The organism is Hydrogenophaga flava NBRC 102514, assembly GCF_001571145.1.
Taxonomy (GTDB): domain Bacteria; phylum Pseudomonadota; class Gammaproteobacteria; order Burkholderiales; family Burkholderiaceae_C; genus Hydrogenophaga; species Hydrogenophaga flava.
In genome coordinates this window covers 13,411-36,074 of sequence record NZ_BCTF01000002.1, presented here as the reverse complement: position 1 = coordinate 36,074, position 22,664 = coordinate 13,411, and the positions used below count along the sequence as shown (strand labels likewise).

At 68.8% G+C, this 22,664-nt stretch carries 19 protein-coding genes and 1 pseudogene; 11 read left to right on the top strand and 9 right to left on the bottom strand.

The features are described from left to right. Positions 1-51: 51 nt before the first annotated feature. Genes HFL01S_RS01915 through HFL01S_RS01905 form a run of 3 tightly spaced genes read right to left on the bottom strand, consistent with a single transcriptional unit; the run spans position 52 to position 1,837 of the window. The gene (locus HFL01S_RS01915; protein ID WP_169802298.1) at positions 52-624 is read right to left on the bottom strand and encodes a GNAT family N-acetyltransferase; all 573 of its coding nucleotides are present in this window, start codon (positions 622-624) and stop codon (positions 52-54) included. Beyond that, a complete protein-coding gene (locus HFL01S_RS01910) occupies positions 602-1,075 on the bottom strand; it encodes a GNAT family N-acetyltransferase (RefSeq protein ID WP_066253917.1) in 474 nt (157 codons plus the stop codon). Before HFL01S_RS01910 ends, HFL01S_RS01915 begins: the two co-directional genes overlap by 23 nt. Further along, positions 1,076-1,837 (bottom strand): class I SAM-dependent methyltransferase, encoded by a 762-nt coding sequence (locus HFL01S_RS01905; protein WP_218008587.1) that lies wholly within the window; start codon positions 1,835-1,837, stop codon positions 1,076-1,078. A gap of 151 nt (positions 1,838-1,988) precedes the next feature. Here HFL01S_RS01905 and HFL01S_RS25960 point away from each other — a divergent pair. Continuing rightward, positions 1,989-2,371: pseudogene (locus HFL01S_RS25960) on the top strand (VOC family protein). Positions 2,372-2,482: 111 nt separating this feature from the next. Beyond that, positions 2,483-3,964 carry a potassium/proton antiporter gene (locus HFL01S_RS01895; protein ID WP_066253914.1) on the top strand — a complete coding sequence of 494 codons (1,482 nt, stop codon included), beginning with the start codon at positions 2,483-2,485 and terminating at the stop codon, positions 3,962-3,964. A 25-nt stretch (positions 3,965-3,989) separates the two neighbouring features. Here the strand turns inward: HFL01S_RS01895 and HFL01S_RS01890 are convergent, their stop codons facing one another. Then, complete coding sequence (locus HFL01S_RS01890; RefSeq protein ID WP_066253911.1) at positions 3,990-4,472, bottom strand: Lrp/AsnC family transcriptional regulator; 483 nt, start codon at positions 4,470-4,472, stop codon at positions 3,990-3,992. 107 nt (positions 4,473-4,579) lie between these two features. Between HFL01S_RS01890 and mdeB the strand changes: the two genes are divergently transcribed. The 8 genes from mdeB (at position 4,580) to HFL01S_RS01850 (ending at position 15,418) form a co-directional block, all read left to right on the top strand. After that, positions 4,580-7,192 carry an alpha-ketoglutarate dehydrogenase gene (mdeB, locus tag HFL01S_RS01885; RefSeq protein WP_066253909.1) on the top strand — a complete coding sequence of 871 codons (2,613 nt, stop codon included), beginning with the start codon at positions 4,580-4,582 and terminating at the stop codon, positions 7,190-7,192. A gap of 75 nt (positions 7,193-7,267) precedes the next feature. Continuing rightward, positions 7,268-7,879: a DUF2239 family protein gene (locus tag HFL01S_RS01880; RefSeq protein ID WP_066253906.1), complete on the top strand. Its 612-nt coding sequence runs from the start codon at positions 7,268-7,270 to the stop codon at positions 7,877-7,879. A gap of 26 nt (positions 7,880-7,905) precedes the next feature. Next, entirely contained in the window at positions 7,906-8,547 is a 642-nt protein-coding gene (locus HFL01S_RS01875; protein WP_066253903.1) for a TetR/AcrR family transcriptional regulator, read from the top strand. A gap of 25 nt (positions 8,548-8,572) precedes the next feature. Further along, positions 8,573-9,760, top strand: a complete 1,188-nt coding sequence (locus tag HFL01S_RS01870) for an efflux RND transporter periplasmic adaptor subunit (protein WP_066253901.1) — start codon at positions 8,573-8,575, stop codon at positions 9,758-9,760. Between the two features lie 10 nt (positions 9,761-9,770). Further along, entirely contained in the window at positions 9,771-12,938 is a 3,168-nt protein-coding gene (locus HFL01S_RS01865) for an efflux RND transporter permease subunit (RefSeq protein ID WP_066253897.1), read from the top strand. Positions 12,939-12,993: 55 nt separating this feature from the next. Further along, complete coding sequence (locus tag HFL01S_RS01860) at positions 12,994-13,683, top strand: protein-L-isoaspartate O-methyltransferase family protein (RefSeq protein ID WP_066253895.1); 690 nt, start codon at positions 12,994-12,996, stop codon at positions 13,681-13,683. A gap of 11 nt (positions 13,684-13,694) precedes the next feature. Further along, the gene (locus tag HFL01S_RS01855) at positions 13,695-14,042 is read left to right on the top strand and encodes a rhodanese-like domain-containing protein (protein ID WP_066253891.1); all 348 of its coding nucleotides are present in this window, start codon (positions 13,695-13,697) and stop codon (positions 14,040-14,042) included. 32 nt (positions 14,043-14,074) lie between these two features. Next, positions 14,075-15,418 (top strand): TolC family outer membrane protein, encoded by a 1,344-nt coding sequence (locus HFL01S_RS01850; RefSeq protein WP_066253889.1) that lies wholly within the window; start codon positions 14,075-14,077, stop codon positions 15,416-15,418. On the opposite strand, the gene HFL01S_RS26010 is transcribed toward HFL01S_RS01850, so the two are convergent. Continuing rightward, positions 15,325-16,143, bottom strand: a complete 819-nt coding sequence (locus HFL01S_RS26010) for an alpha/beta hydrolase (protein WP_439648594.1) — start codon at positions 16,141-16,143, stop codon at positions 15,325-15,327. The two genes, HFL01S_RS01850 and HFL01S_RS26010, sit on opposite strands and share 94 nt — an antisense overlap. Positions 16,144-16,229: 86 nt before the next feature. On the opposite strand from HFL01S_RS26010, the gene HFL01S_RS01840 reads away from it, so the two are divergent. After that, positions 16,230-18,233, top strand: coding sequence for a 3-deoxy-D-manno-octulosonic acid kinase (locus HFL01S_RS01840; RefSeq protein WP_066253883.1), 2,004 nt, complete (start codon positions 16,230-16,232; stop codon positions 18,231-18,233). On the opposite strand, the gene HFL01S_RS01835 is transcribed toward HFL01S_RS01840, so the two are convergent. Genes HFL01S_RS01835 through HFL01S_RS01820 form a run of 4 tightly spaced genes read right to left on the bottom strand, consistent with a single transcriptional unit; the run spans position 18,215 to position 22,597 of the window. Continuing rightward, a complete protein-coding gene (locus HFL01S_RS01835; RefSeq protein ID WP_066253881.1) occupies positions 18,215-19,465 on the bottom strand; it encodes an O-antigen ligase family protein in 1,251 nt (416 codons plus the stop codon). The genes HFL01S_RS01840 and HFL01S_RS01835 overlap by 19 nt on opposite strands. A 49-nt stretch (positions 19,466-19,514) precedes the next feature. Next, positions 19,515-20,309 (bottom strand): glycosyltransferase family 2 protein, encoded by a 795-nt coding sequence (locus HFL01S_RS01830; RefSeq protein ID WP_066253878.1) that lies wholly within the window; start codon positions 20,307-20,309, stop codon positions 19,515-19,517. Then, positions 20,302-21,186 (bottom strand): glycosyltransferase family 2 protein, encoded by an 885-nt coding sequence (locus HFL01S_RS01825; protein ID WP_245644719.1) that lies wholly within the window; start codon positions 21,184-21,186, stop codon positions 20,302-20,304. The genes HFL01S_RS01830 and HFL01S_RS01825 overlap by 8 nt, the downstream gene beginning before the upstream one ends. A gap of 28 nt (positions 21,187-21,214) precedes the next feature. Continuing rightward, complete coding sequence (locus tag HFL01S_RS01820; protein ID WP_066253876.1) at positions 21,215-22,597, bottom strand: phosphomannomutase/phosphoglucomutase; 1,383 nt, start codon at positions 22,595-22,597, stop codon at positions 21,215-21,217. Positions 22,598-22,664 lie beyond the last annotated feature (67 nt).

Sequence of the window (22,664 nt, the reverse complement as noted above, 5' to 3'; positions counted from 1 at the left end):
AACAAGAAGGGCTGCCAGTGGCAGCCCTTTTTTGTATCACCGGACGACGACTCATAGGGATGCTGCCAAGGGCTTTGCCAGGTACCGCACCAGCCCAATGCGCCCCGCCCTCGGTTCCGAGTACTCAGTGAACCCCGCCGCTTCGTAGGCGCGCCGGGCAGCGAGGTTCTGGTCGTCCACACACAGTGCGAGCGTGCTGCAGGACACCCAGTGTTCCGACACCCACGCGGCCACCTGCACCAGCGCAGACCGCCCATGGCCTTTCCCCTGCTCGCGGCTATCGATGCGCATGGCACGGAGCGCAGCAGAACCTGCAGGTGCCCAGTCCGGCAACCGTGCTCCCCGGCTCAGAAGCACAAAGCCGATGGGTGTCTCCGATTCGAGAATGGCGAGACCCGCCACCTCGTCGGGCGAAGCGCCTTCACACACCGAAACGGCCTGCGCGGTGGTGCCGGCGAACTCGATCTGCTCGGGCGAGATGTGCAGGGTCAGCACGCGCTCACGCTGTTCGCCGGTGAGCGACTGCAAGCGCTGGAGTTGGAGGGTTGTATTGGTCATCTGGCGGGTTCCGTTAGCGGCGGTGCAGAGTTGTTGTTGCGTTTCATGGGTGCGTTGCCAGATCAAGCCGCATCTCCACCGCATCCAGCCTCGGCGCGAGCCCGTCTGTCTGCACAGACCGAACCTCAAACCCGAAGCGCCGGTAGAAGCCAGCCGTGTGCTGGCTGGTCACGAGTCGGACGCTGACGGCCGGGGTGGCCGCAATGGCCTGCAGCCGCGCCCGCAGCAGCTGTGCGCCGATGCCCTGCCCATGGCGATCGCGCCGGAGCATGCCCCAGCACAGACTGACCTCTCGCCCGTCTTCGTCCAGCGCGAAGCCACCACAGCCCACGATGTCGGCGCCGTCCAGCACCACGAGGTAGCGGTCTGCCTCACCATCGAGAAAGGCAGCAAAGTCTTGAGCCTCGCCTTCGTGAAAGAAGTGCGGCACGTTGCTGGCGAACACGGCGATGCACGCCGCGCGGTCGGCGGGCCGATAGGCCCGGCTCCACACCGAGGCACGTTCCGAGGAGCCCATTCAGTCCACCCGCTGGGCCACATACACCCCGTAGCTGTAGTGCGCCGCGTGGGTGTCGTACAGCGCGATCTCCTGCTCGTGTTCCGCCACCACCGCCGTCGCCGCCTCGCTGTGGCCGTGGCGTTTCAGGAAGTCGGCGAACGCGGCCTGCAGCGGGCGGTAGTAGGCGTCGCGCCAGCAGGTCTCGGGCAGCACGAAGTAGCCCAGAGGCGAGTAGCCGTGCCGTTCCAGCACGGCCATCTTGTCTGCGGCGGTGGCGACCTCGGGGTAAGCAGTGTCCCAGAAGGCCTGCAGCTCGGGCGGACGGGTGGACGTGGTCCAGGTGAGTTCGGAGGCGACAAGCACGCCGCCGGGCTTCAGAAAACGCCGCCAGCTTTTCACGCCCTTCTCGAAACCCATGTTGTAGATCGCGCCTTCGGACCAGAGCAGGTCGAACTGCGCGTCGGCGAACGGCAGTTCGCTCATGGACGCCTGCAGCGGCACCACGCGGTCGGCGACGCCCGCTGCTTCACCCCGCTGCTGCAGCTTCGCCAGGAACGGCGCCAGGAAGTCCACCGCCGTGATCTGCGCCCGCGGCAGCAGCCGGGCCAGCGCGAGCGTGGCCGCACCCGTGCCACAGCCGATGTCGGCCACGGTCAGCGGCGCTGCCGGATCGAGCCCGGTCAGGTGCAGCGCCAACTCGGTCTGCGCGTCTCCGCCCGGGCCCTGGCGGGGGTTGGGCTGGTGCAGGTCGATGAGGAGTTCAAGGGCGTCCATGGTCATGGGTGGGCATGGTAGTTCGAGCCATGCCCACACCACCCAATGAGAGCCACTGGCGCCCGCACACCAGCAAGCCTATGCTGGTGCGCCGGCCCGGTGGCCTGGCGGGCGCCAGGCGGCGCGAACGTGGCCGGTTCGAGCGAAAGGACTGTGTATGTTGTCCACTGCTTCTGTCACCACCATGCTGCCCGTGAAAGACATCGACCGCGCACGGGCGTTCTACGAAGGTTGCCTCGGCCTGGCACCGGGCGGGTTCAAACCCGACGGCAAGTTCGTCTACTCGGTCGGCGGCAGCACGCTGGCCCTGTTCCCCAAACCCGATGGCACCAAGGCGACCACACCGCCATCAGCTTCCAGGTCAGCGACATCGCCGCCAGCATCGAGCAGCTGAAACGCTCGGGCGTGGTGTTCGAGGACTACGACTTTCCGGGCCTGAAAACGGTGAACCACGTCTGCGTGCTCGGCGCCGAGAAGGCCGCCTGGTTCATGGACACCGAGGGCAACTGCCTCTGCCTGCACGAGGATCTGCCGGCCTAGTGCACGGGCATGGCGCTTGGCGCTTGGCGGCGACCCGACGCCATGTGGCCCTCACACCCCGACTGGCAGCCCCCCGCCCCGCGCTGGCACACATTCTGTTAGCTTGCGGGCATGGCCCTCTCGCTGGACTTTCTCGCCCTGCCCCTGCTCGTCGCCGCCGCGCTGGTGTTTGTCAGCGTGCTGGCAGGCGTGGTCTCGGCGCGGGCGGGGTTTTCTTTCCTGCTGGTGTTCCTGCTGGCGGGCATCCTGGCCGGCGAGGACGGGCCGGGCGGACTGGTGTTCAACGACTTCCGCCTGAGCTTCTGGGTCGGCAACATCGCGCTGGCGGTGATCCTGCTCGATGGCGGACTGCGCACCGATTTCGACACCTTCCGCACCGGCCTGAAGCCCTCCCTGCTGCTGGCCACGCTGGGCGTGGTGCTCAGTGCAGGCATCACCGGCGCGGCGGCACGCTGGCTGCTGGACCTGTCCTGGCCGATGGCGCTGCTGGTGGGCGCCATCGTGGGCTCCACCGACGCCGCAGCGGTGTTCGCGCTGCTCAAGTCCTCGGGCGTGCGGCTGAACGAACGCGTGGCGGCGACGCTGGAGATCGAATCGGGCATGAACGACCCGATGGCGGTGTACCTCACGCTGGCGCTCATCGGCGTGGCGCTGGCGGCCACCACCGCAGGGGCCGGCGCCGGTCTGTCGGCACTGGAGGTGCTGCGCTCGCTGGCCCTGCAGTTCGGCTGGGGCGCGGCGCTGGGGCTGGGCGCCGGCTTCGCCATGGCCGAGCTGCTCAAGCGGCTGGGCCGCGGCGAGGACGGGGGCGGCGGCATCCGCGCGCTGCTGCTGGTCTCGGGCGGGCTGACGGTGTTCGCGGCCACCACCTGGCTGGGCGGCTCGGGGTTTCTGGCGGTGTACGCCATGGGCGTGATTGTGGGCAACCGCGCGCGGCGGCTGGTGCGGTCCACGCTCTCCGCCATGGACAGCTACGCCTGGCTGTCGCAGGCGGGCATGTTCCTGCTGCTGGGCCTGCTGGCGACGCCGTCGCAGCTGCTGCCCACCCTGCTGCCCGGGCTGGGGGTGTCGCTGGTGCTGATGCTGGTGGCGCGGCCGCTGGCGGTGGCGCTGTGCCTGGTGCCGCTGCGTTTTCCGCCGCGCGAGATCGCGTTCATTTCCTGGGTGGGGCTGCGCGGCGCGGTGCCCATCGTGCTGGCCATGTTCCCGCTGATGGCCGGCGTGCCCGGCGCGCAGACCTTCTTCAACGTGGCCTTCGTCGTGGTGCTCACCTCGCTGCTGCTGCAGGGCTCGACCATCGCCTGGAGCGCGCGGCGCCTGGGCCTGGCGCTGCCTGCGCCGGACGACCTGCAGGCCAACCGCCTGGTGTTCGGCGACTTCGTGATCGACGGCGCAACGCCGATGGACTCGCTGTGTTCGTTCTACGGCCTGCCGGTGCCGCCCGACGCGCCGACCGACGTGGCGACCTGGATGCGCGAGGAACTGCGCCGCCCCGCCGTCGAAGGCGACAGCGCCATGCTGGGCGCGGCAGAGCTGAGCGTGCGCGCGCTGGAGGGCGGGCGCATCACGCGGGTGGGCATCCGGCTGGGCTGAGGGCGGTGCGGCGCCACCCGGGCGTTCAGGTCGGCGCCAGCGGCAGCGCCGTCTTGTAGCGCACCTGTTTGAGAGCGAACGACGAGCGGATCTTCTCGACCTGGGCAATGGGCGAGAGCTGTTCGAGGATGAAGCGCTCCAGCGCCGGCATGTCGGGCACGGCCACGCGCAGCAGGTAGTCGGCGTCGCCGGACATCAGGTAGCACTCCATCACCTCCTCGCGCAGCGTGATGCGTTCCTCGAAGGCCTGCAGCGCCTTGCGGCTCTGTTGCTTGAGGCTGATGGAGACGAACACGTTCAGGTGCAGCCCCAGCTGGCCGGCGTCCAGCAGGGCCACGTACTGGCGGATCAGCCCGCTGGCCTCCATCGCCCGCACCCGCGCCAGGCAGGGCGATGGCGAGAGGTGCACGCGGCGCGCGAGTTCGACGTTGGACAGGCTGGCGTCCCGCTGAAGCTCTTCCAGAATCCGGCGGTCCGTGGCGTCGAGGTGCTTTGTGCTGCTTTTCATTGAATTTGCGGTGCATCGTGCTGATCAGGGGCTGATTGTTCAGCAAGTCCGGCAACAAATGCGTGCATGCCTTGCCTACAGTGCTGCATTCACCCGGAGAATCTCTCTTGAACAGCAGCCCCGACCACCCGCACCCGGACAGCGCCGACCTCGACCCCGCCGAGACGCAGGAGTGGCGCGACGCCCTGCGCTCGCTCATCGACACCCAGGGGCCGGCGCGCGCCCGTGCCGTGCTGGACGAGCTGGCCCGCCTGGCGCACGAACACCATGTGGGCTGGCAACCCGAGCGCAACACACCGTACGTCAACACCATCGCGGTCGACGACCAGCCGCCGTTCCCGGGCGACCTGGCCATCGAGGAGCGGCTGGCCTCGCTGATGCGCTGGAACGCCCTGGCCATGGTGGTGCGCGCCAACAAGGCCTACGGTGAGCTGGGCGGCCACATCGCCAGCTACGCCAGCGCGGCCGACCTGTTCGAGGCCGGCTTCAACCACTTCTTCCACGCGCGGAGCCACGGCCATGGCGGCGACCTCGTGTTCTTCCAGCCGCACAGCGCGCCCGGCGTCTACGCCCGCGCGTTCCTCGAAGGGCGGCTGAGCGAGGCCGACTTGGCGCACTACCGGCAGGAAATCGTGGCGCCCGAACACGGCGCGCGCGGCCTCTCCAGCTACCCGCACCCCTGGCTGATGCCCGATTTCTGGCAGTTCCCCACCGGCTCCATGGGCCTGGGGCCGATCAGCTCGATCTACCACGCGCGCTTCATGCATTACCTGAGCGACCGGAATCTGCTCGACTGCGCCGGCCGCAAGGTCTGGGGCGTGTTCGGCGACGGCGAGATGGACGAGCCCGAGAGCATGAGCGCGCTCACCCTGGCCGCGCGCGAGCGGCTCGACAACCTGGTCTGGGTGGTCAACTGCAACCTGCAGCGGCTGGACGGCCCGGTGCGCGGTAACGGCCGCATCATCGACGAGCTCGAACGCCTGTTCGCCGGCGCCGGCTGGAACGTGATCAAGCTGGTCTGGGGCAGCGACTGGGACGGCCTGTTCGCCCGTGACCGCAGCGGCGCCCTGGTGCGCGCGCTCCAGGGCACGGTGGACGGCCAGATGCAGACCTTTGCGGCCAAGAACGGCCGCTTCAACCGAGAACATTTCTTCGGCCAGAACCCCGAGCTGGCCGCATTGGCCCAGGGCATGACCGATGAGCAGATCGACCGCCTCAAACGGGGCGGACACGATCTCGTCAAGATTCACGCCGCCTACGCCGCCGCTGCCGCCCACAAGGGGCAACCGACGGTGATCCTGGCCCACACCAAAAAGGGCTATGGCATGGGACAAGCGGGGCAGGGCAAGATGACGACGCACAGCCAGAAAAAACTGGACGACGCCGACCTCATCGAGTTCCGCAACCGCTTCAACCTGCCGCTGACGGATGACCAGGCCACAAGCCTAAGCTTCTACAAACCCGCGGCCGACAGCCCCGAGATGCAGTACCTGCACGCGCGCCGCGCCGCCCTGGGCGGCCACCTGCCGCGCCGCGACACCACCTGCGAGCCGGTGGCCGTGCCACCACTGGCGGGCTACGGCCAGTTCGCCCTGGCCGCCGGCGGCAAGGAGATGAGCACCACCATGGCCTTCGTGCGCATGCTGGGCAACCTGCTCAAGGACGACACGCCCGGCCCGCAGAACATCGGGTTCCGCCAACGCCTGGTGCCCATCGCGGCCGACGAGGCGCGCACCTTCGGCATGGCCAACCTGTTCAAGCAGGTCGGCATCTACAGCAGCGTGGGCCAGCGCTACGCGCCGGAAGACATCGGCTCGGTGCTGAGCTACCGCGAGGCCAAGGACGGGCAGATCCTGGAAGAAGGCATCAGCGAGGCCGGCGCCATCGCCAGCTGGACGGCGGCAGCCACCAGCTACAGCGTGCACGGCCTGGCCATGCTGCCCTTCTATATCTATTACTCGATGTTCGGCTTCCAGCGCGTGGGCGACGCCATCTGGGCCGCCGCCGACCAGCGTGCCCGCGGCTTCCTGCTGGGCGCCACCTCGGGCCGCACCACGCTGGGCGGCGAAGGCCTGCAGCACCAGGACGGCAGCAGCCACCTAGTGGCCGCGACCATCCCCAACTGCAGGGCCTACGACCCAGCCTACGCGGGTGAGCTAGCCGTCATCCTCGATCACGGCATGCGCGAGATGCTGGAGCGGCAGCAGGACGTCTTCTATTACGTCACGCTGATGAACGAGAACTACGCCCAGCCCGACCTGCCCGAGGGCGCGGCGGACGGCGTGATCGCCGGGGCCTACCTGTTCGAGCGCCTGGGCCCGGCCAGCGGCCCCGGCGTCACGCTGATGGGCTCGGGCGCCATCCTGGGCGAGGTGCGGCAGGCCGCGCAGCAACTGGCCGCGCAGGGTCTGGGCGTGGACGTGGTCAGCGTCACCAGCTGGAGCGAGCTGGCGCGCGAAGGCGCCGCCGCGGGCACCGCCGAGCCCTACATCGCGCGCCTGCTGAGCCAGACCCGCGGGCCCATCGTGGCCGCCTCCGACTACGTGCGCGCCGTGCCCGACAGCGTGCGCGCCTACCTGCCCGCCGGACGCGCCTGCGCCACCCTGGGCACCGACGGTTTCGGCCGCAGCGACACGCGCGCGGCATTGCGGCGCTTTTTCGCGGTCGACGCCGCCAGCATCGTGGAGCGGGCGCTGGCCCTGCACGCGGTGGCCCCCTGACGGCGGCGGTCCGTTTTATTACCCGGGTAAAAATGAGCTATACTTTTACCCGGGTAATATTCGGACACCGCACACATGCCATCGCTCACCCCGCACTGGATCGCTTTTGAACACCACCGCCTGTTGGCTCTCGGAGAGCCGGCCGGCGTGATCGCCGCCGTGCAGCAGCGCCTGGCGGCACAGCCCGAGGCAATGCCGCTGGTGCTGGATGCCACCACCAGCGAACGCGTCGAGCTGGACTGGCGCACGCCCGCCGCCCAACTGCTCGCGCTGCTGCCGGCCGCCCCGGCCTCCGACGATGCGGACGAGGCCCCGGGCGGCGACGCACCGCGCGGCCCCGGCCGGCCCAAGCTGGGCGTGACCGCCCGCGAGGTGACCCTGATGCCGCGCCACTGGGACTGGCTCTCGCGCCAGCCCGGCGGCGCCTCGGTCGCGCTGCGCAAGCTGGTGCAGTCGGCCATGCGCGAAGGTGGCTCGGCCGAAGCGCAGCGGCGCGCCACCGAGGCGGCCTACCGCTTCATGTCCATCGTCTGCGGCGACCTGCCGCGGTACGAAGAGGTCAGCCGCGCGCTGTTCGCGGGCGATCTGGCACGGGTGGACGCGCTGGCGGCCGGCTGGCCGGCCGATGTGGCCGCCCACCTGCACACGCTGCTGGCGCAGATTGACGCTGCAGGGGTGCGGAACTAAACTACTGACCAGTCAGTCATTAGAAGATGAATTCCGCGCTCTCCCCCACCAAACGCGAACGCCGCAAGGAAGCCCGCCCGGGCGAACTGCTGGACGCCGCCCTCGCCCTGTTCGTTGAAAAAGGCTTCGCCGCCACCCGCGTCGAGGAGGTCGCCGCGCACGCGGGCGTCTCCAAAGGCACCCTCTTCCTCTACTTCCCGAGCAAGGAAGACCTGTTCAAGGCGGTGGTGCGCGAGAACATCGCCGGCCGCTTCGGCGAGTGGAACGACGAGCTGGCCGCCTTCCAAGGCAGCAGCGCCGAACTGCTGCAATACACCATGAACGCCTGGTGGGAACGCATCGGCATGACGGCCGCCTCGGGCATCACCAAGCTGGTGATGAGCGAGGCCGGCACCTTCCCCGAAATAGCCAGCTTCTACCAGCACGAGGTGATCGACCCCGGCAAGGAACTGCTCAAGCGGGTGCTGCAGCGCGGCATCGACCGTGGCGACTTCCGGCCGATGGACCTGGACAGCGCGGTCTACAGCCTGATCGCACCCATGATCTTCCTGCTGATGTGGAAACACTCCATGGCGCCCTGCTGCCCGCCCAGCGACCGGCTGGACCCGCAGGCCTTCCTCGACACGCAGGTTGGCCTGCTGCTGGACGGCATGCGCGTGCGCCCCTGAACACCCGACTTTTTCCAAAACCCCCATGAACGCACCCGCTTCCCGTTCCGGCTGGATCAAATGGCTGCTGCTGGCCCTGCTTTTGATCGCCATCGCGCTGGGCGTGGTGCGTGCGCTGGGCAAGCGCAAGGCGCAGAACGAGGCCGCCGCCGCGGCCGCTGTCGCCGCGCAGAAGGCGCCGGTGTACGAGGTGCCACCGCAGGACGTAGCCACGGTCGAGGCACTGGAGCTGGAGCAATCGGTCGGCGTCTCGGGCTCGCTGCGGGCACTGCAGACTGCCGCCATCAAGGCCCGCGTGGCCGGCGAGGTGCAGGGCATTGGCAAGCGCGAAGGCGATGCGGTGAAAGAAGGCGAAGTGGTCGCCCGCATCGACAGCACCGAGGCCCAGGCCCGTGTGCGCCAGGCCGAGCAGCAGGCGAAATCGGCGCTGGCCCAGGTGGCGATCGCCAGGCGCGCACAGGACAACAACCAGTCGCTGGTGCAGCAGGGCTTCATCTCGGCCACCGCGCTCGAAACCTCGACCAACAACCTGGCCGCCGCCGAGGCCAACCACCAGGCCGCCGTCGCGGCGCTGGACATCGCGCGCAAGGCGCTGGGCGACACCACGCTGCGCGCACCGCTCTCGGGGCAGGTCTCGGCCCGGCTGGTGCAGAACGGCGAGCGCGTGGGTGTGGACGCCCGCATCCTGGAAGTCGTGGACCTCAGCGGCTTCGAGCTGGAGGCCGCGCTGGCCCCGGCCGACGCCGCCCGAGTGGCGGTGGGCCAGAAGGCGCAACTCAAGGTAGAAGGTCTGGACCAGGCGGTGGACGCCACGGTGGCGCGCATCAACCCCAGCGTGCAGGCCGGCAGCCGCAGCGTGCTGGTGTACCTGCGCCTGCCCGCAGCGGCCGGCATGCGCCAGGGTCTGTTCGCGCAGGGCGAGATCGTCACCGGCCAGCTCAAGGCGCTGGCCGTGCCGCTCTCGTCGGTGCGCAACGACAAGCCCCAGCCCTACATCCAGGTGATCCAGAACGGCAAGATCGCCCACGTGCCGGTCACCCTCGGCCGCCAGGGCCAGCGCGCCGGTGAGGCGATGCTGGTGGTCGACGGTGTGGCCGCCGCGCCCGCGGGCACGCAGCTGCTGCGTGTGCAGGCCGGCCTGATCCGCGAGGGCACCGAGGTGAAGCTCGCAGCGCCCGCCGCCGCGGTCCCGGCCAAGGCCGCCGCCAACTGAGCGCCGCGCCATGTGGTTCACCCGCGTTTCGCTGCGCAACCCGGTCTTCGCGACCATGGTCATGCTGGCCCTGCTGGTGCTGGGGCTGTTCGCCTTCCAGCGCCTGAAGGTCGACCAGTTCCCCAACATCGACTTCCCGGTGGTCGTGGTCACCACCGAGTACCCCGGCGCCTCGCCCGAGATCGTCGAATCCGAGGTCACCAAGAAGGTGGAGGAGTCGGTCAACGCCATCGCCGGCGTCAACGCCCTGACCTCGCGCAGCTACGAAGGCCAGTCGGTCGTCATCATCGAGTTCCAGCTGCACATCGACGGCCGCAAGGCAGCCGACGACGTGCGCGAGAAGATCGCCATCCTCAAGCCGAGCTTCCGCACCGACGTGAAGGAGCCGCGCGTGCTGCGCTTCGACCCGGCCAGCCGGGCGATCTGGTCGGTGGCCGTGTTGCCGGACGCATCGAACGGCAAGGCGCCCAGCGCGGTGGAACTCACCACCTGGGCCGAGCAGACACTCAAGAAGCGGCTGGAGAACGTGCGCGGCGTGGGTTCGGTCACCCTGGTGGGCGGCACCCGGCGCGCGGTCAACATCCACCTCGACCCGGCCGCGATGGAGGCGCTGGGTGTCACCGCCGACCAGGTCACGGCGGCGGTGCGCAACGAGAACCAGGACCTGCCGGTCGGCATGCTCAAGACCACCGAGCGCGACCGCGTGGTGCAGGTGCTCTCGCGCCTGAAGAACCCGCAGGACTTCGGCCAGATCATCGTGGCGCGGCGCGGCGGCAGCCCGGTGCACCTGTCGCAGGTCGCGCGGGTGAGCGACGGCACGCAGGAGGTCGAGAGCCTGGCGCTCTACAACGGCCAGCGCACCCTGCTGCTGCAGGTGCAGAAATCGCAGGACGAGAACACCATTGCGGTGACCGATGGCCTGAAGAAGGCCGTCGAATCGATCAAGGCCGAGCTGCCGCCGGGCGTGAAGCTGGAGCCGATTGCCGACGGCTCGCGGCCCATCCGGGTGTCGGTGGAGAACGTGCGCCGCACGCTGATCGAAGGCGCGCTGCTCACCGTGCTGATCGTGTTCCTGTTTCTGAACTCGTGGCGCTCGACGGTGATCACCGGCCTGACGCTGCCGATCTCGGTGATCGGCACCTTCTTCTTCATGAACCTGTTTGGCTTCACCATCAACATGATCACGCTGATGGCGCTGACCCTGTCGGTGGGCCTGCTGATCGACGACGCCATCGTGGTGCGCGAGAACATCGTGCGCCACGTGCAGATGGGCAAGCGCCCCTTCGACGCCGCCATGGACGGCACCTCGGAGATCGGGTTGGCGGTGCTGGCCACCACGCTGTCCATCGTGGCGGTGTTCCTGCCCATCGGCTTCATGGGCGGCATCATCGGCAAGTTCTTCCACGAGTTCGGCATCACCATGGTCGCGGCTGTGCTGATCTCGATGTTCGTGAGCTTCACGCTCGACCCGATGCTCTCCAGCATCTGGCACGACCCGGAGATCGAAAAGCATGGGCGGCACCTTGCGCCGGTGACGCTGTACGACAAGACCATCGGCCGCATCACCGGCTGGTTCGATCATGTGCAGGACCGGCTGGCCGATAGCTACCAGGGCGCGCTGCGCTGGTCGCTGGCGCACAAGCTCTCGACGATGGCGCTGGCGCTGGCGGTGTTCATCGGCAGCGTGTTCATGCTGCCGCTGCTGGGCACCGAGTTCGTGCCCAAGGCCGACTTCTCCGAAACCTCGCTGTCCTTCCACACGCCGGTCGGTTCTTCGCTGCAGGCCACCGAGGCCAAGACGAAGCAGGTGGAGGCCATCCTGCGCGAGTTCCCCGAGGTGAAGTACACGCTCTCCACCATCAACACCGGCAATGCGCAGGGCACCATGTACGCCAGCGTCTACGTGCGCCTGGTCGACCGCCAGGCGCGCACGCTCAACGCAGACGCCATGGCCGCCAAGCTGCGCGACCGGCTGCGCACCGTGCCCGGCGTCACCGTGACCCACGCCGGCCTGCTCGACCCGGTGGGCGGCAACAAGCAGATCGAGTTCTCGCTGCAGGGCGACGACCTGGCCGAGCTGGAGCGGCTGACGCAGCAGGTGATGGAGCGCGTGCGGCCCATCGTTGGCCTGGTCGACCTGGACGCCAGCGTCAAACCCAACAAGCCCACGGTGGACATCGTGATGCGGCGCGAGATCGCCTCCGACGCGGGCCTGAACAGCGCCGCCGTGGCCAGCAGCCTGCGCACCTTCGTGGCCGGCCAGACCGTGGGCAACTGGCGCGCCGCCGATGGCGAGAGCTACGACGTAAATGTGCGGCTGGCACCCGAGCAGCGCGCCCGCGCCGACGACCTGGAGCAACTGCCCTTCGTGGTCGGCAACAACGCCGACGGCAGCGCGCGCGTGGTGCGCCTGGGCCAGATCGCCGAGGTGGTCGACGCCACCGGCCCGAACCAGATCAACCGCCGCAACCTCAACCGCGAGGTGGCCATCAGCGCCAACGTCTACGGCCGCTCGGCCGGCGAGGTCTCGGGCGAGATCCGCCAGGTGCTCGATCAGATGAGCTTCCCGCCCGGCTACCGCTACGAGTTCGGCGGCTCGACCAAGAACATGCAGGAGTCCTTCGCCTACGCGGTTTCGGCGCTGGCGCTGGCGATCATCTTCATCTACATGATCCTGGCCAGCCAGTTCCAGAGCTTCCTGCAGCCGCTGGCGCTGATGACCTCGCTGCCGCTGACCCTGATCGGCGTGGTGCTGGCACTGCTGATGTTCGGCTCGACCATGAGCATGTTCTCGGTCATCGGCATCGTGCTGCTGATGGGCCTGGTGACCAAGAACGCCATCCTGCTGGTGGACTTCGCGATCCGGGCGCGCGAGGGCTTCGAGGGCCAGCCCCCGCTGGACCGCGAGAACGCCCTGCTGCTGGCGGCGAAAGTGCGGCTGCGCCCGATCCTGATGACCACCCTGGCCATGGTGGTCGGCATGGTGCCGCTGGCCTTTGCGCTGACCGAAGGCTCGGAGCAGCGCGCCCCCATGGGCCAGGCCGTGATCGGCGGCGTCATCACCTCCTCCATCCTGACCCTGGTCGTGGTGCCGGTGGTCTACTGCTACATGGACGATCTGGCGAACTGGGTGCGCCGCCGGCTGGGCTTCGCTCCCGCGGCGTCAGCGGCCCGATGACCCCCGCTCGGTAAAATCGGGACAGATCGGCTAACATACCCACCGGAGTATCAAAATGACCTCTTCGACGCCCCTGAGCCTCGACCGCGCCCGCTTCAACATGATCGAACAGCAAGTCCGCCCCTGGGAGGTGCTGGACCCGACCGTGCTGGAGCTGCTCGACCGCGTCAAGCGCGACCAGTTCGTTCCCGCGGCCCAGAAGGCGCTGGCCTATGTCGACATGGAGCTGCCCCTGGGCGAAAGCGCCGATCAGGTCATGCTCGCCCCGCGCCTGCAGGCCCGCATGGTGCAGGACCTGGCCATCAAGCCGACAGACAAGGTGCTGGAGATCGGCACTGGCAGCGGCTACACCACCGCCCTGCTGGCCAGCCTGGCCCAGCGCGTGGTCTCGCTGGAGATCGACGACGCCATCGCCAGCGCCGCGCGCAAGAACCTGCAGCAGGCCGGCATCACCAACGCCGAGGTGCGCGTGGCCGACGCCGCCGCCAACGGCTTTGCCGCCTGTGCGGCCGAAGGCCCCTGGGACGCCATCCTGGTGGCCGGCTCGGTCGCCGAGGTGCCGGCCGCGCTGCTGGCCCTGCTGGCCAAGGGCGGCCGTCTGATCACCATCGTCGGCCACGAGCCGGTGATGCGCGCCACCATCGTCACCCGCGTGGCCGATGCCGGCTTCAGCACCCAGCAGCCCTGGGACACGATCGCCCCGCGCCTGCGGAACTTTGCCGAGCCCTCGCGCTTCTCTTTCTGAGCCGCGACACCATGCAAGCCATCCACCCCGCCCAACTCGACGACTGGCTGCGGCACGCCAGCGCACAGAAACCCGGCGCGCTGCCGGTGGTGCTGGACGTGCGCGAGCCGTGGGAACTGCAGACCGCCTCGGTGCGGCCCGACGGATTCGAGCTGGTGGCCATGCCGATGCGCAGTGTGCCCGCCCGCTACCTCGAACTCGAACGCGACCGCCCCATCGCCTGCCTGTGCCACCACGGTGCGCGCAGTGCCCAGGTGGCGCACTTCCTGATCCAGAACGGCTTCACCGCCGTCGTCAATATCCACGGCGGCATCGACGCCTGGTCCCAGCAACGCGATCCCGGGGTTCCCACGTACTGACCCCGCCGGCGCCCTGTTCCCAAGGAAACCCCATGACCGCTCCGTCTCTCGCTCCCCGTCGTTCTGCCCTGACCCGTCTGTCCCTCGCGGCCGCCCTCACGCTGGGTGCGACAGGCGCCCAGGCCCAGAGCCTGGTGGAGCTGTACGAGGCGGCGCGGGGCTACGACACCACGCTTCAGTCGGCGCGTGCCCAGTACGACGCCAACCTCGCCAAGGCCGACCAGGCCAAGGCCGGCCTGCGTCCGCAGGCGGGTCTGGGCGCCGGGGCCAACTGGGCCAACAGCCGCAACGACGTGACGGACACCGGCCGCACCAGCAATTCGCAGAACGTCACCCTCTCGGCCAGCCAGCCGCTGTACCGCCCGGTCAACCGATACAACGACGAACAGGGTCAGCTCTCGGTGGAGATCGCCCGTGCCCAGCTGGAAGCCGCCGAGCAGGACCTGATGGTTCGCACCGCCCAGGCCTATTTCGACGTGCTGGCTGCGCAGGACACGCTGACCTTCGTGCAGGCACAGAAGACCGCCGTGGCCGAGCAGCTCGCCGCCGCCAAGCGCAACTTCGAGGTCGGCACCACCACCGTCACCGATTCGCGCGAGGCCCAGGCCCGCTACGACCTGGTGCTGGCCCAGGAAATCACCGCCAGCAACGACCTGCTGGTCAAGAAGCTCGCCCTCGACCAGCTGGTGGGACGCCGCGGCGCGAGCCCGAAGCCGCTGGCCGCCCCGGTGAACCTGCCCACGGTGCAGCCCGCCAGCGCCGAGGCCTGGGTGGAACAGGCGCTCACGCAGCATCCTGCGGTGCGCCAGGCCGACAAGGCCTTCGAGATCGCAGAAGTCGAGGTGCAGAAGGCGCAGGCCGGGCACAAGCCCACACTGGACCTGGTCGGCCAGTACCAGGTGGCGCGCGGCCCCAACTCGAACTTCCCGACCGCCGGCAACGTGCGCACCAACAACGCCAGCGTCGGCCTGCAGTTCAATCTGCCGCTGTACGCCGGCAACGCCATCGAGAACCGGGTCCGCGAGGCGCTCGCGCTGGTCGAGAAATCGCGCGCCGACCGCGAGACCGCGCTGCGCAACATCTCCCAGGCCATCCGCAGTGCCTACTTCGGCGTGGTCTCGGGCACCAGCCAGGTCAAGGCGCTGGAAGCGGCCGAGGCGTCGAGCCAGAGCGCGCTGGATGCCAACAAGCTGGACTACCAGGTGGGCGTGCGCATCAACATCGACGTGCTCAACGCCCAGAGCCAGCTGTTCCAGACCAAGCGCGACCTGGCCGTGGCGCGCTACAACGTGCTGGTGGGCCAGCTGCGCCTGAAGCAGGCCGGCGGCGTGCTCAAGGCCGACGACCTGCAGCCGGTCAACGCCTTGCTGAAGTGATCTCCCTGCTGGGATAAACTGCCGGGTCGGCCGCCGGGGACATACCGTCCGCGGCGGCAAGACAGAGCCAAAGGTGATTCATGCAAGCGGTCAATGTGCTGTGCATCAAGTGGGGCAAGAAGTACGGCCCCGAGTACGTCAACAAGCTGCACAGCATGGTCCGCCGCCACCTGCACCGGCCGTTCCGTTTTGTCTGCCTGACCGATGACGGCGCCGGCATCGACCCCGCCGTCGAAGTCAAGCCCATCCCCATGGTCGGCTTCGACGAGTTCGACCAGCGCAAACCCTGGACCTTCGGTCACGGCTGGCTCAAGCTGACCTCGTTCGCCAACCCGCTGTACGACCTGCAGGGCCGCACCCTGTTCCTGGACCTGGACATCGTCATCCTGGACAGCCTGGACCCGTTCTTCGAGCAGAAGGGCGAGTTCATCGTGATCAAGGAATGGGACAAGAAGGATGGCACGGGCAACACCTCGTGCTACCTCTACACCATTGGCGCGCACGCCGACGCGCTGGAGCACCTCAAGAACGATTACCCCGCCTCGATCGCGCCGGTGCGCAACGAGCAGGAGTTCATCACGCTCTACCTGGCGCGCCAGGGCAAGCTCAGCTACTGGCCCGAGGAGTGGTGCCGCAGCTTCAAGCGCCACTGCCTGCAGCCGGGCATCATGGGCTGGTTCAAGCCGCCCACCATCCCCAAAGGCGCGCGCCTCATCGCCTTCCATGGCAAGCCCAACCCGCCCGACGCCATCGCCGGCGTCAGTGGCAAGTGGTACCGCCGCGTCCTGCCGACCCAGTGGGTCGCCGACCATTGGCGCTGAACAAGACCAGCCTGGCCCAGCGCGGCTACCGGTTGCTGCTGCGCGGTCTGACGCTGCCCCTGCTGGGCTGGCTGTGGCTGCGCGGCCGCAAGGACGCCGGCTACCGTGAACGGCTGCGCGAGCGGCTGGGCTTCATCCGCATCGAACCCGCGTCCATGGGTGGCCTCTGGATCCACGCCGCGTCCGTGGGCGAGGTGCAGGCGGCGCGCCCGCTGATCGCAGCGCTGCGCGAGACCTGGCCCGACCACGCGATCACGGTCAGCACCCAGTCGCCCACAGGCGCACGCACGCTGCGCTCCCACTGGGGCGATGACATCCGCCACGTCTTCGCGCCCATCGACACACCAGGGGCCACACGCCGCTTCCTGGACCGGCTGCAGCCTTCCCTGCTGGTGCTGATTGAGCGCGAGATCTGGCCGGAAATGCTCTGGCAGTGCCGCCAGCGACTCACGCCCGTGGCCCTGGTCAATGCCCGCCTGTCGGCCGACTCGGCCCAGTTCTACCAGCGCTGGTGCGCCCTCATGGCGCCCATCTGGCCGCAGATGGCCTTGGTGGCCGCCGCCGACGCGCCCAGCGTCGAGCACTACGCGGCCCTGGGCGTGCCCGCTGGCCGGCTGGTGCTGACCGGCAATCTCAAGTTCGACCAGCGCGACACGCCCGAGAGCCCGGACCGCCTGCCCTGGCTGGCGGGGCGACCCATCGTGGTCGCCGGCAGCACACACGACGGCGAAGAAGCGGCCCTGCTGCTGGCCTGGCCCGAGCTGGCGCGCCAGCATCCCGGCGCGCTGCTGATCCTCGTGCCCCGCCACCCGGAGCGCTTCGACGAGGTGGCCGAGCAGATCACCGCCAGCGGCCTGAGCTTCGTGCGGCGCAGCCGCGGCGAAACACCGGCGGCCGGCACCTCGGTGCTGCTGGCCGACACCATGGGCGAGCTGGGCACCTGGTATCTGCACGCCAGCGTGTGCTTCATCGGTGGCAGCCTGGTGCCCATCGGCGGCCACAACGCGCTGGAGGCCATGGCCTGCGCCCGGCCGGTGCTGTTCGGCCCGCACACCCACCACTTCCAGGAGCTGTACCAGGACGTCGAGGCCTGCGGCGCAGGCGAACGCGTCGACTCGGCCCGCCTGATGCTGCACACCGCCGCGCAATGGATGCGCGACAAGGCCCTGCTGCAGCGCAAGGGTCAGCAGGCGCGCGATTTCGTGCTGCGCCAGCAGGGCAGCAGCCAGCGCAGCCTGCAGGCGCTGCGCCAGGTCTGGGCCCCCATGCGGCCCGAGCGCCTGGCGCCGGCCCGGGCCTCATCGCCGGCCGGCCAGACCATCTGGTTCGACCCCGCACAAGTTGCCGAGGCCCCGCCAGCCCTGTTCACACCGCCCTCCAGCGAGAGCACGGCGCTGGCGACGGGCAGTGGCCGCGGCCAGGCCCACCGCGTGGCGCTGGACCACGGCGAGGGTGTGCTGCGCCACTACCGGCGCGGCGGCCTGATGGCCCGGCTCAGCCCCGACCGCTACCTGGGCCGTTCGCCGCTGTCCAGCCGGGCCATGAACGAATTCACCCTGCTGCGCCGCCTGCGCGCCTGGGAGCTGCCGGTGCCAACGCCCGTGGCCGCACGACAGGTGCGCGGCCTGATCGGCCACACCGCCGACATCGTGGTCGCGATGATCCCGCAGACCCGCAACGTGGCCCAGGCACTGTCCGAGGGCCCATTGCCGAGGGCCGACTGGACCTCGCTCGGACGTGCCATCCGCCAGCTGCACGACCGCCAGGTGTTCCACTCCGACCTGAACTGCCACAACCTGCTGCTGGACGCGCAAGGCGCCGCCTGGATTGTGGACTTCGACAAATGCGGCGTGCGACCGGGCGAGACCTGGAAGCAGGAGAACCTGGAGCGCTTGCGCCGTTCGCTGCGCAAGGAACAGGGCCGGCGCCACCCGTTCCACTGGGACGAGGCGCGCTGGGACGACCTGCTGAAGGCTTACGCCGGCGAGACCTGAGCCGCCGGTGGTGGCGGGCGACGGCCCGCAGACGCCATCAGCAGCGCGGTCATCAGGATGAAGAAGTGGCTCTCGGTCGACAGCCACAGCGAGCTGTGGGTCATGTTCGAGGTCAGCATGATGCTCACGAAGGCCAGCATCAGCGCCCGGTGTGTCGAGCGGTAGCGCAACCCCTGCCGCACGATGGTGCCCATGAACCAGAGGATCAGCACGAAGCCCGGCAGCCCCTGCTCGAAATAGAACAGGATGAACTGGTTGTGCGGGTGCGGGCAGATGGCGTCGCAGAACTTCGGGTCCTTGAAGTACGAACGCGCCAGCACCGGGTAGGAGGCGGTGCCAGCCCCCATCAGCTTGGCGTTGTCAAAGTCGGTCTGGCGGACCATGAAGCGCCAGACCTCGATGCGCGCGCCGATCGAGGTCACGGTGCCCGCGCTGTGATTCTGCGCCTCCTGCCAGGCCAGGTTGGTGCGGTGCTGGAACTGCGGCGAGAGCGTGTAGGCCGACATCAGGGCCATCGCGCCGACCAGCACCACGCCCAGCAGCATCTGCGGGCGGCGCCAGAGCACCGCCAGCGAAAACACCACGGTCGCCAGCAACAGGCTGAGGTACCCGGTGCGACCCTGCGTCAGCACCAGGATGCTCACTGCAGCCAGCCCGGCCACCAGCCAGCACAGGACCTTCTTCCAGTTCGGAGTGGCCTTGATCGCCCAGTGCGCACACAGGACGGTGAACAGCGACATCATGATGCCCTGCGAGATGTGGTCCTTGAACACGGTGTGGTCGGCACCGAAGCCCTGGTTGTAGGTGCGCGACCAGGGCAGCTGGAACCACACGTTCAGCCAGGTGGACACCAGCGTGAACAAAAGCGCCAGGCCGAAGGCCGTCCAGCAGTGGGCGCGGTCTTCGCGGCGCGCCAGCAGGAAGATGAACACCGGCAGCAGAAGGAACTTCACGTACTTCTTGTAGTAGCCCCCGATCTCCGCCCAGCTGGCGGGCGACCAGAACGAGGCCAGGACGATCAACAGCGCCAGCGCGAGCGCCGGGCGCACCACCGGGTTGGCCCAGGAGCTGCGCAGGAACTCGCGCAGGTCCGTGCCGTCGAGGCTCAACACCCACAGGAGGACGACGATCAGCATCAGGCTGTTGGCCAGCGCCACGGATATGGGAAAACCACCGAACAGCAGCACCAGGCTGTAGATGGCGGCCCTGCGGGCAAACGTTCGGAAACTCATTGCAGGCTTGTCGTGGGAGAGGGTGCCGGGCACATGCGGGGGCGCAGGATCAGCGCTTGACCATGGTGTCGCCGGGCACAGGCCGGTCGTAGCGGATGATGGCGTAACGGAAGAAGCACTCCAGTGCCACCAGCAGGCAGAACAGGAAGCCTTCCGCGCCACACAGGAACCCGCGCCGGAAGATGTAGAGACGGATGAAGTTACTGGTGGCCGAGGCCAGGCCGCGCAGCACGCCACCGCGGCGCCCGGCCTGCACGCGGCGCACCGCACCCAGCTGGGCGTACTGCGCCATTTTGAGCAGGCCGCCATAGACCGACTCGCGCGAATGGTGCAGCAGGCGGGTGCCGAAGGTCTTGACCGGCGTGGCCGGGTCGCGCAGCACGGCATGCTCGTGCACGACGCCTTCGTAGCGCAGCAGCTGGTCGGTGCGGAACAGACGCCACACGCCCCCTTCTGTCTTGGCCATGCGGTGCAGGGTGCGGCCGAACGCCACCTGGTCCCAGTAGATCTTCCACACCGCGTTCTCGCCAGAGGCCACCGCCGCGCGGATCTCGTCCTGCAGGCCGGGTGGAATCACCTCATCGGCGTCCAGGAAGAAGATCAAGTCGGCATTCACATGGGTCATGAGCCGGTTGCGCTGCTCGGCGAAACCGTGCCAGTCGGGGTACAGGTGCACCTGCGCCCCCATCTCCTGGGCGATCTCGCGCGTGCGGTCCTCGCTGCCGCTGTCGATCACCACCACCTGGTCGGCGAATGACGCGCTCTGGATGCAGCGCGCGATGCGGTGCGCTTCGTTGAGCGTGAGGATGCCGATGCACAGCGTCGGCTTGCGATGTTCAGCCACGGGCCCTCCAGCCGATGAGCCCGCGCCAGCGGCCGAACATGCGGGCCAGCAGCTTGGGCGAAAACACGATGGCCCGCAGGGGCAGCCCCAGGGTGGTGGTCACCAGCAGCCAGCGGCGCAGGCGCTGGGCCTCCTCCCGCGAGCGGTACTTGGTGGCGAACTGCAGCTTGGACTGCGCGTGGTGGAACCCACGCGCGTACTCGTGGCGCCAGGGCGACGCGCCGCGCACCGAACCGCGTGAGTGGTGGATGGCCTGCACCGCGGGCACGACGACGATGTTCTGCCTGGCGTTGAACAGGCGCAGGCACAGGTCGTCGTCTTCGTAGTAGAGGAAGAACTGCTCGTCGAAGAACCCGACCTCGCGGAACGAGGCCATGCGCAGCAGCATCGCCGCGCCACAGACGAAGCCCACGCAGGTGGGGCCGGAAGCGCCCGGACCACGGGGCGACCACCAGGTCTGGGGAAAGCGGTAGTTGATCTCGGGCTTGCCAGAAGCGCTGACCAGCTGTGGCGCCAGCACGGCGGCCTGGGGCATGGCGGCCGCGGTTGCGAGCAGGGCTTCCAGGCCCGGGCCGTCGATCTCGCAGTCCGGGTTGAGCAGGAAGGCGAACGGGGTCTGCACCCGGGCCAGCGCGCGGTTGTTGGCCGCGCCAAACCCCAGGTTGCGGCCATGGTCGAGCACGATCGCGTGCGGCCAGAGCCGGCGCGCCGAGGCGGCCGTGCCGTCAGCGCTGCCGTTGTCCGAGACGATGACGTTCGGACAGCGCGACAGCAGCGTGTTCAGGGCCGGCAGGCAGTGTGCGCTCTCGCGCGTGACCACGATGATGGTGACCGCCGCCAGGGCCCCGCCGCTCAGGCGCGCAGGATCGATGGACACGTCGTGGCTGCTCGGCACCCGGGCGTCCTCAGTGCGCGCTCGCGCCGACCACCGCGTCGGGCTTGGCCTGGCGCAGCAGATCCAGCATGGCGTGCTCGATGCGGTGCAGGGCCTCGGCCGTGTGGCCCTCGAAGCGCAGCACCAGCACCGGCGTGGTGTTGGAGGCGCGTATCAGGCCAAAACCGTCGGGCCAGTCGACCCGCAGGCCATCGATGGTCGAGACCTTGGCGAGCGCCTCGAAGCGCGCGAGGGTCAGCAACTGTTCCACCACGGCGTGGGGTTCGCCTTCGGCGCAGGCCACGTTCAGCTCCGGCGTGCTGTGCGACGTCGGCAGCGCATTGAGCACCGCGTTGGCGTCGGGGCTGCGGCTGAGGATTTCCAGCAGGCGCGCGCCAGCGTAACTGCCGTCGTCGAAGCCGAACCAGCGCTCTTTGAAGAAGATGTGGCCGCTCATCTCGCCGCCCAGCGGGCTGTCCAGCTCCTTCATGCGCGCCTTGATCAGGGAGTGGCCGGTCTTGTAGATGTTCGGCACACCGCCGGCCGCCTCGATCGCCGGCGCCAGACGCTGCGAGCACTTGACGTCGAAGATGATCTGGCCGCCCGGCACGCGCGAGAGCACGTCCTGCGAGAACAGGATCATCTGACGGTCGGGGAAGATGGTCTGGCCGTCCTTGGTCACGATGCCCAGGCGGTCGCCGTCGCCGTCGAAAGCCATGCCCAGTTCGGCGTCGGTTTCGCGCAGGGTGCGGATCACGTCTTGCAGGTTCTCAGGCTTGCTCGGGTCCGGGTGATGGTTCGGAAATTCGCCATCGACCTCGCTGAACAGCTCGATCACTTCGCAGCCCAGCGCCCGGAACAGCGCCGGGGCCGAGGCACCGGCCACGCCGTTGCCGCAGTCGACCACGACCTTCATCGGGCGCGAGAGCGTCACGTCGCCAACGATGCGGTCGGTATAGGGTTTCAGCACATTGACATGCCGCACCCGCCCGCCGTCCCGGCGCACATGGGTTTCGGTCTCCATCATCCGGCGCAGGGCCTGGATGTCCTCGCCATAGATGGCCCGGCCGCCCATGACCATCTTGAAGCCGTTGTAGTCCCGGGGGTTGTGGCTGCCGGTGACCTGGATGCCGCTGCTGCACAGGGTGCTGGCCGCGAAATACAGCATCGGGGTGGTCGCCAGGCCGATATCGATCACATCGACGCCGGCGGCCACCAGACCCCGGATCAGCGCCTCGGACAGGCCGGGGCCGCTGAGCCGCCCGTCGCGCCCCACGGCCACACTGCGCTCGCCCTGTTGCAGGGCCACCGTGCCGAAGGCCAGGCCCAGCGCCTCGGCCACCGCTTCGTTGAGTGCGCCGGGAACGATGCCCCGAATGTCGTAGGCCTTGAAGATGGAAGCGGTCACTTGCATGGTCGTCGCTCGGGAGAACAAACCGGCGATTGTAGGTGGCCGGACCGTGCTTGCCGGCCCGGGACAT

Excerpts from the sequence above, each read along its gene's own strand:
- HFL01S_RS01910 (WP_066253917.1), bottom strand. The coding sequence starts at position 1,075 with ATGGGCTCCTCGGAACGTGCCTCGGTGTGGAGCCGGGCCTATCGGCCC.
- HFL01S_RS01905 (WP_218008587.1), bottom strand. The coding sequence starts at position 1,837 with ATGACCATGGACGCCCTTGAACTCCTCATCGACCTGCACCAGCCCAAC.
- HFL01S_RS01895 (WP_066253914.1), top strand. The coding sequence starts at position 2,483 with ATGGCCCTCTCGCTGGACTTTCTCGCCCTGCCCCTGCTCGTCGCCGCC.
- HFL01S_RS01890 (WP_066253911.1), bottom strand. The coding sequence starts at position 4,472 with ATGAAAAGCAGCACAAAGCACCTCGACGCCACGGACCGCCGGATTCTG.
- HFL01S_RS01880 (WP_066253906.1), top strand. The coding sequence starts at position 7,268 with ATGCCATCGCTCACCCCGCACTGGATCGCTTTTGAACACCACCGCCTG.
- HFL01S_RS01875 (WP_066253903.1), top strand. The coding sequence starts at position 7,906 with ATGAATTCCGCGCTCTCCCCCACCAAACGCGAACGCCGCAAGGAAGCC.
- HFL01S_RS01870 (WP_066253901.1), top strand. The coding sequence starts at position 8,573 with ATGAACGCACCCGCTTCCCGTTCCGGCTGGATCAAATGGCTGCTGCTG.
- HFL01S_RS01865 (WP_066253897.1), top strand. The coding sequence starts at position 9,771 with ATGTGGTTCACCCGCGTTTCGCTGCGCAACCCGGTCTTCGCGACCATG.
- HFL01S_RS01860 (WP_066253895.1), top strand. The coding sequence starts at position 12,994 with ATGACCTCTTCGACGCCCCTGAGCCTCGACCGCGCCCGCTTCAACATG.
- HFL01S_RS01855 (WP_066253891.1), top strand. The coding sequence starts at position 13,695 with ATGCAAGCCATCCACCCCGCCCAACTCGACGACTGGCTGCGGCACGCC.
- HFL01S_RS01850 (WP_066253889.1), top strand. The coding sequence starts at position 14,075 with ATGACCGCTCCGTCTCTCGCTCCCCGTCGTTCTGCCCTGACCCGTCTG.
- HFL01S_RS26010 (WP_439648594.1), bottom strand. The coding sequence starts at position 16,143 with ATGGAAGGCGATGAGGCGCGCGCCTTTGGGGATGGTGGGCGGCTTGAA.
- HFL01S_RS01835 (WP_066253881.1), bottom strand. The coding sequence starts at position 19,465 with ATGAGTTTCCGAACGTTTGCCCGCAGGGCCGCCATCTACAGCCTGGTG.
- HFL01S_RS01820 (WP_066253876.1), bottom strand. The coding sequence starts at position 22,597 with ATGCAAGTGACCGCTTCCATCTTCAAGGCCTACGACATTCGGGGCATC.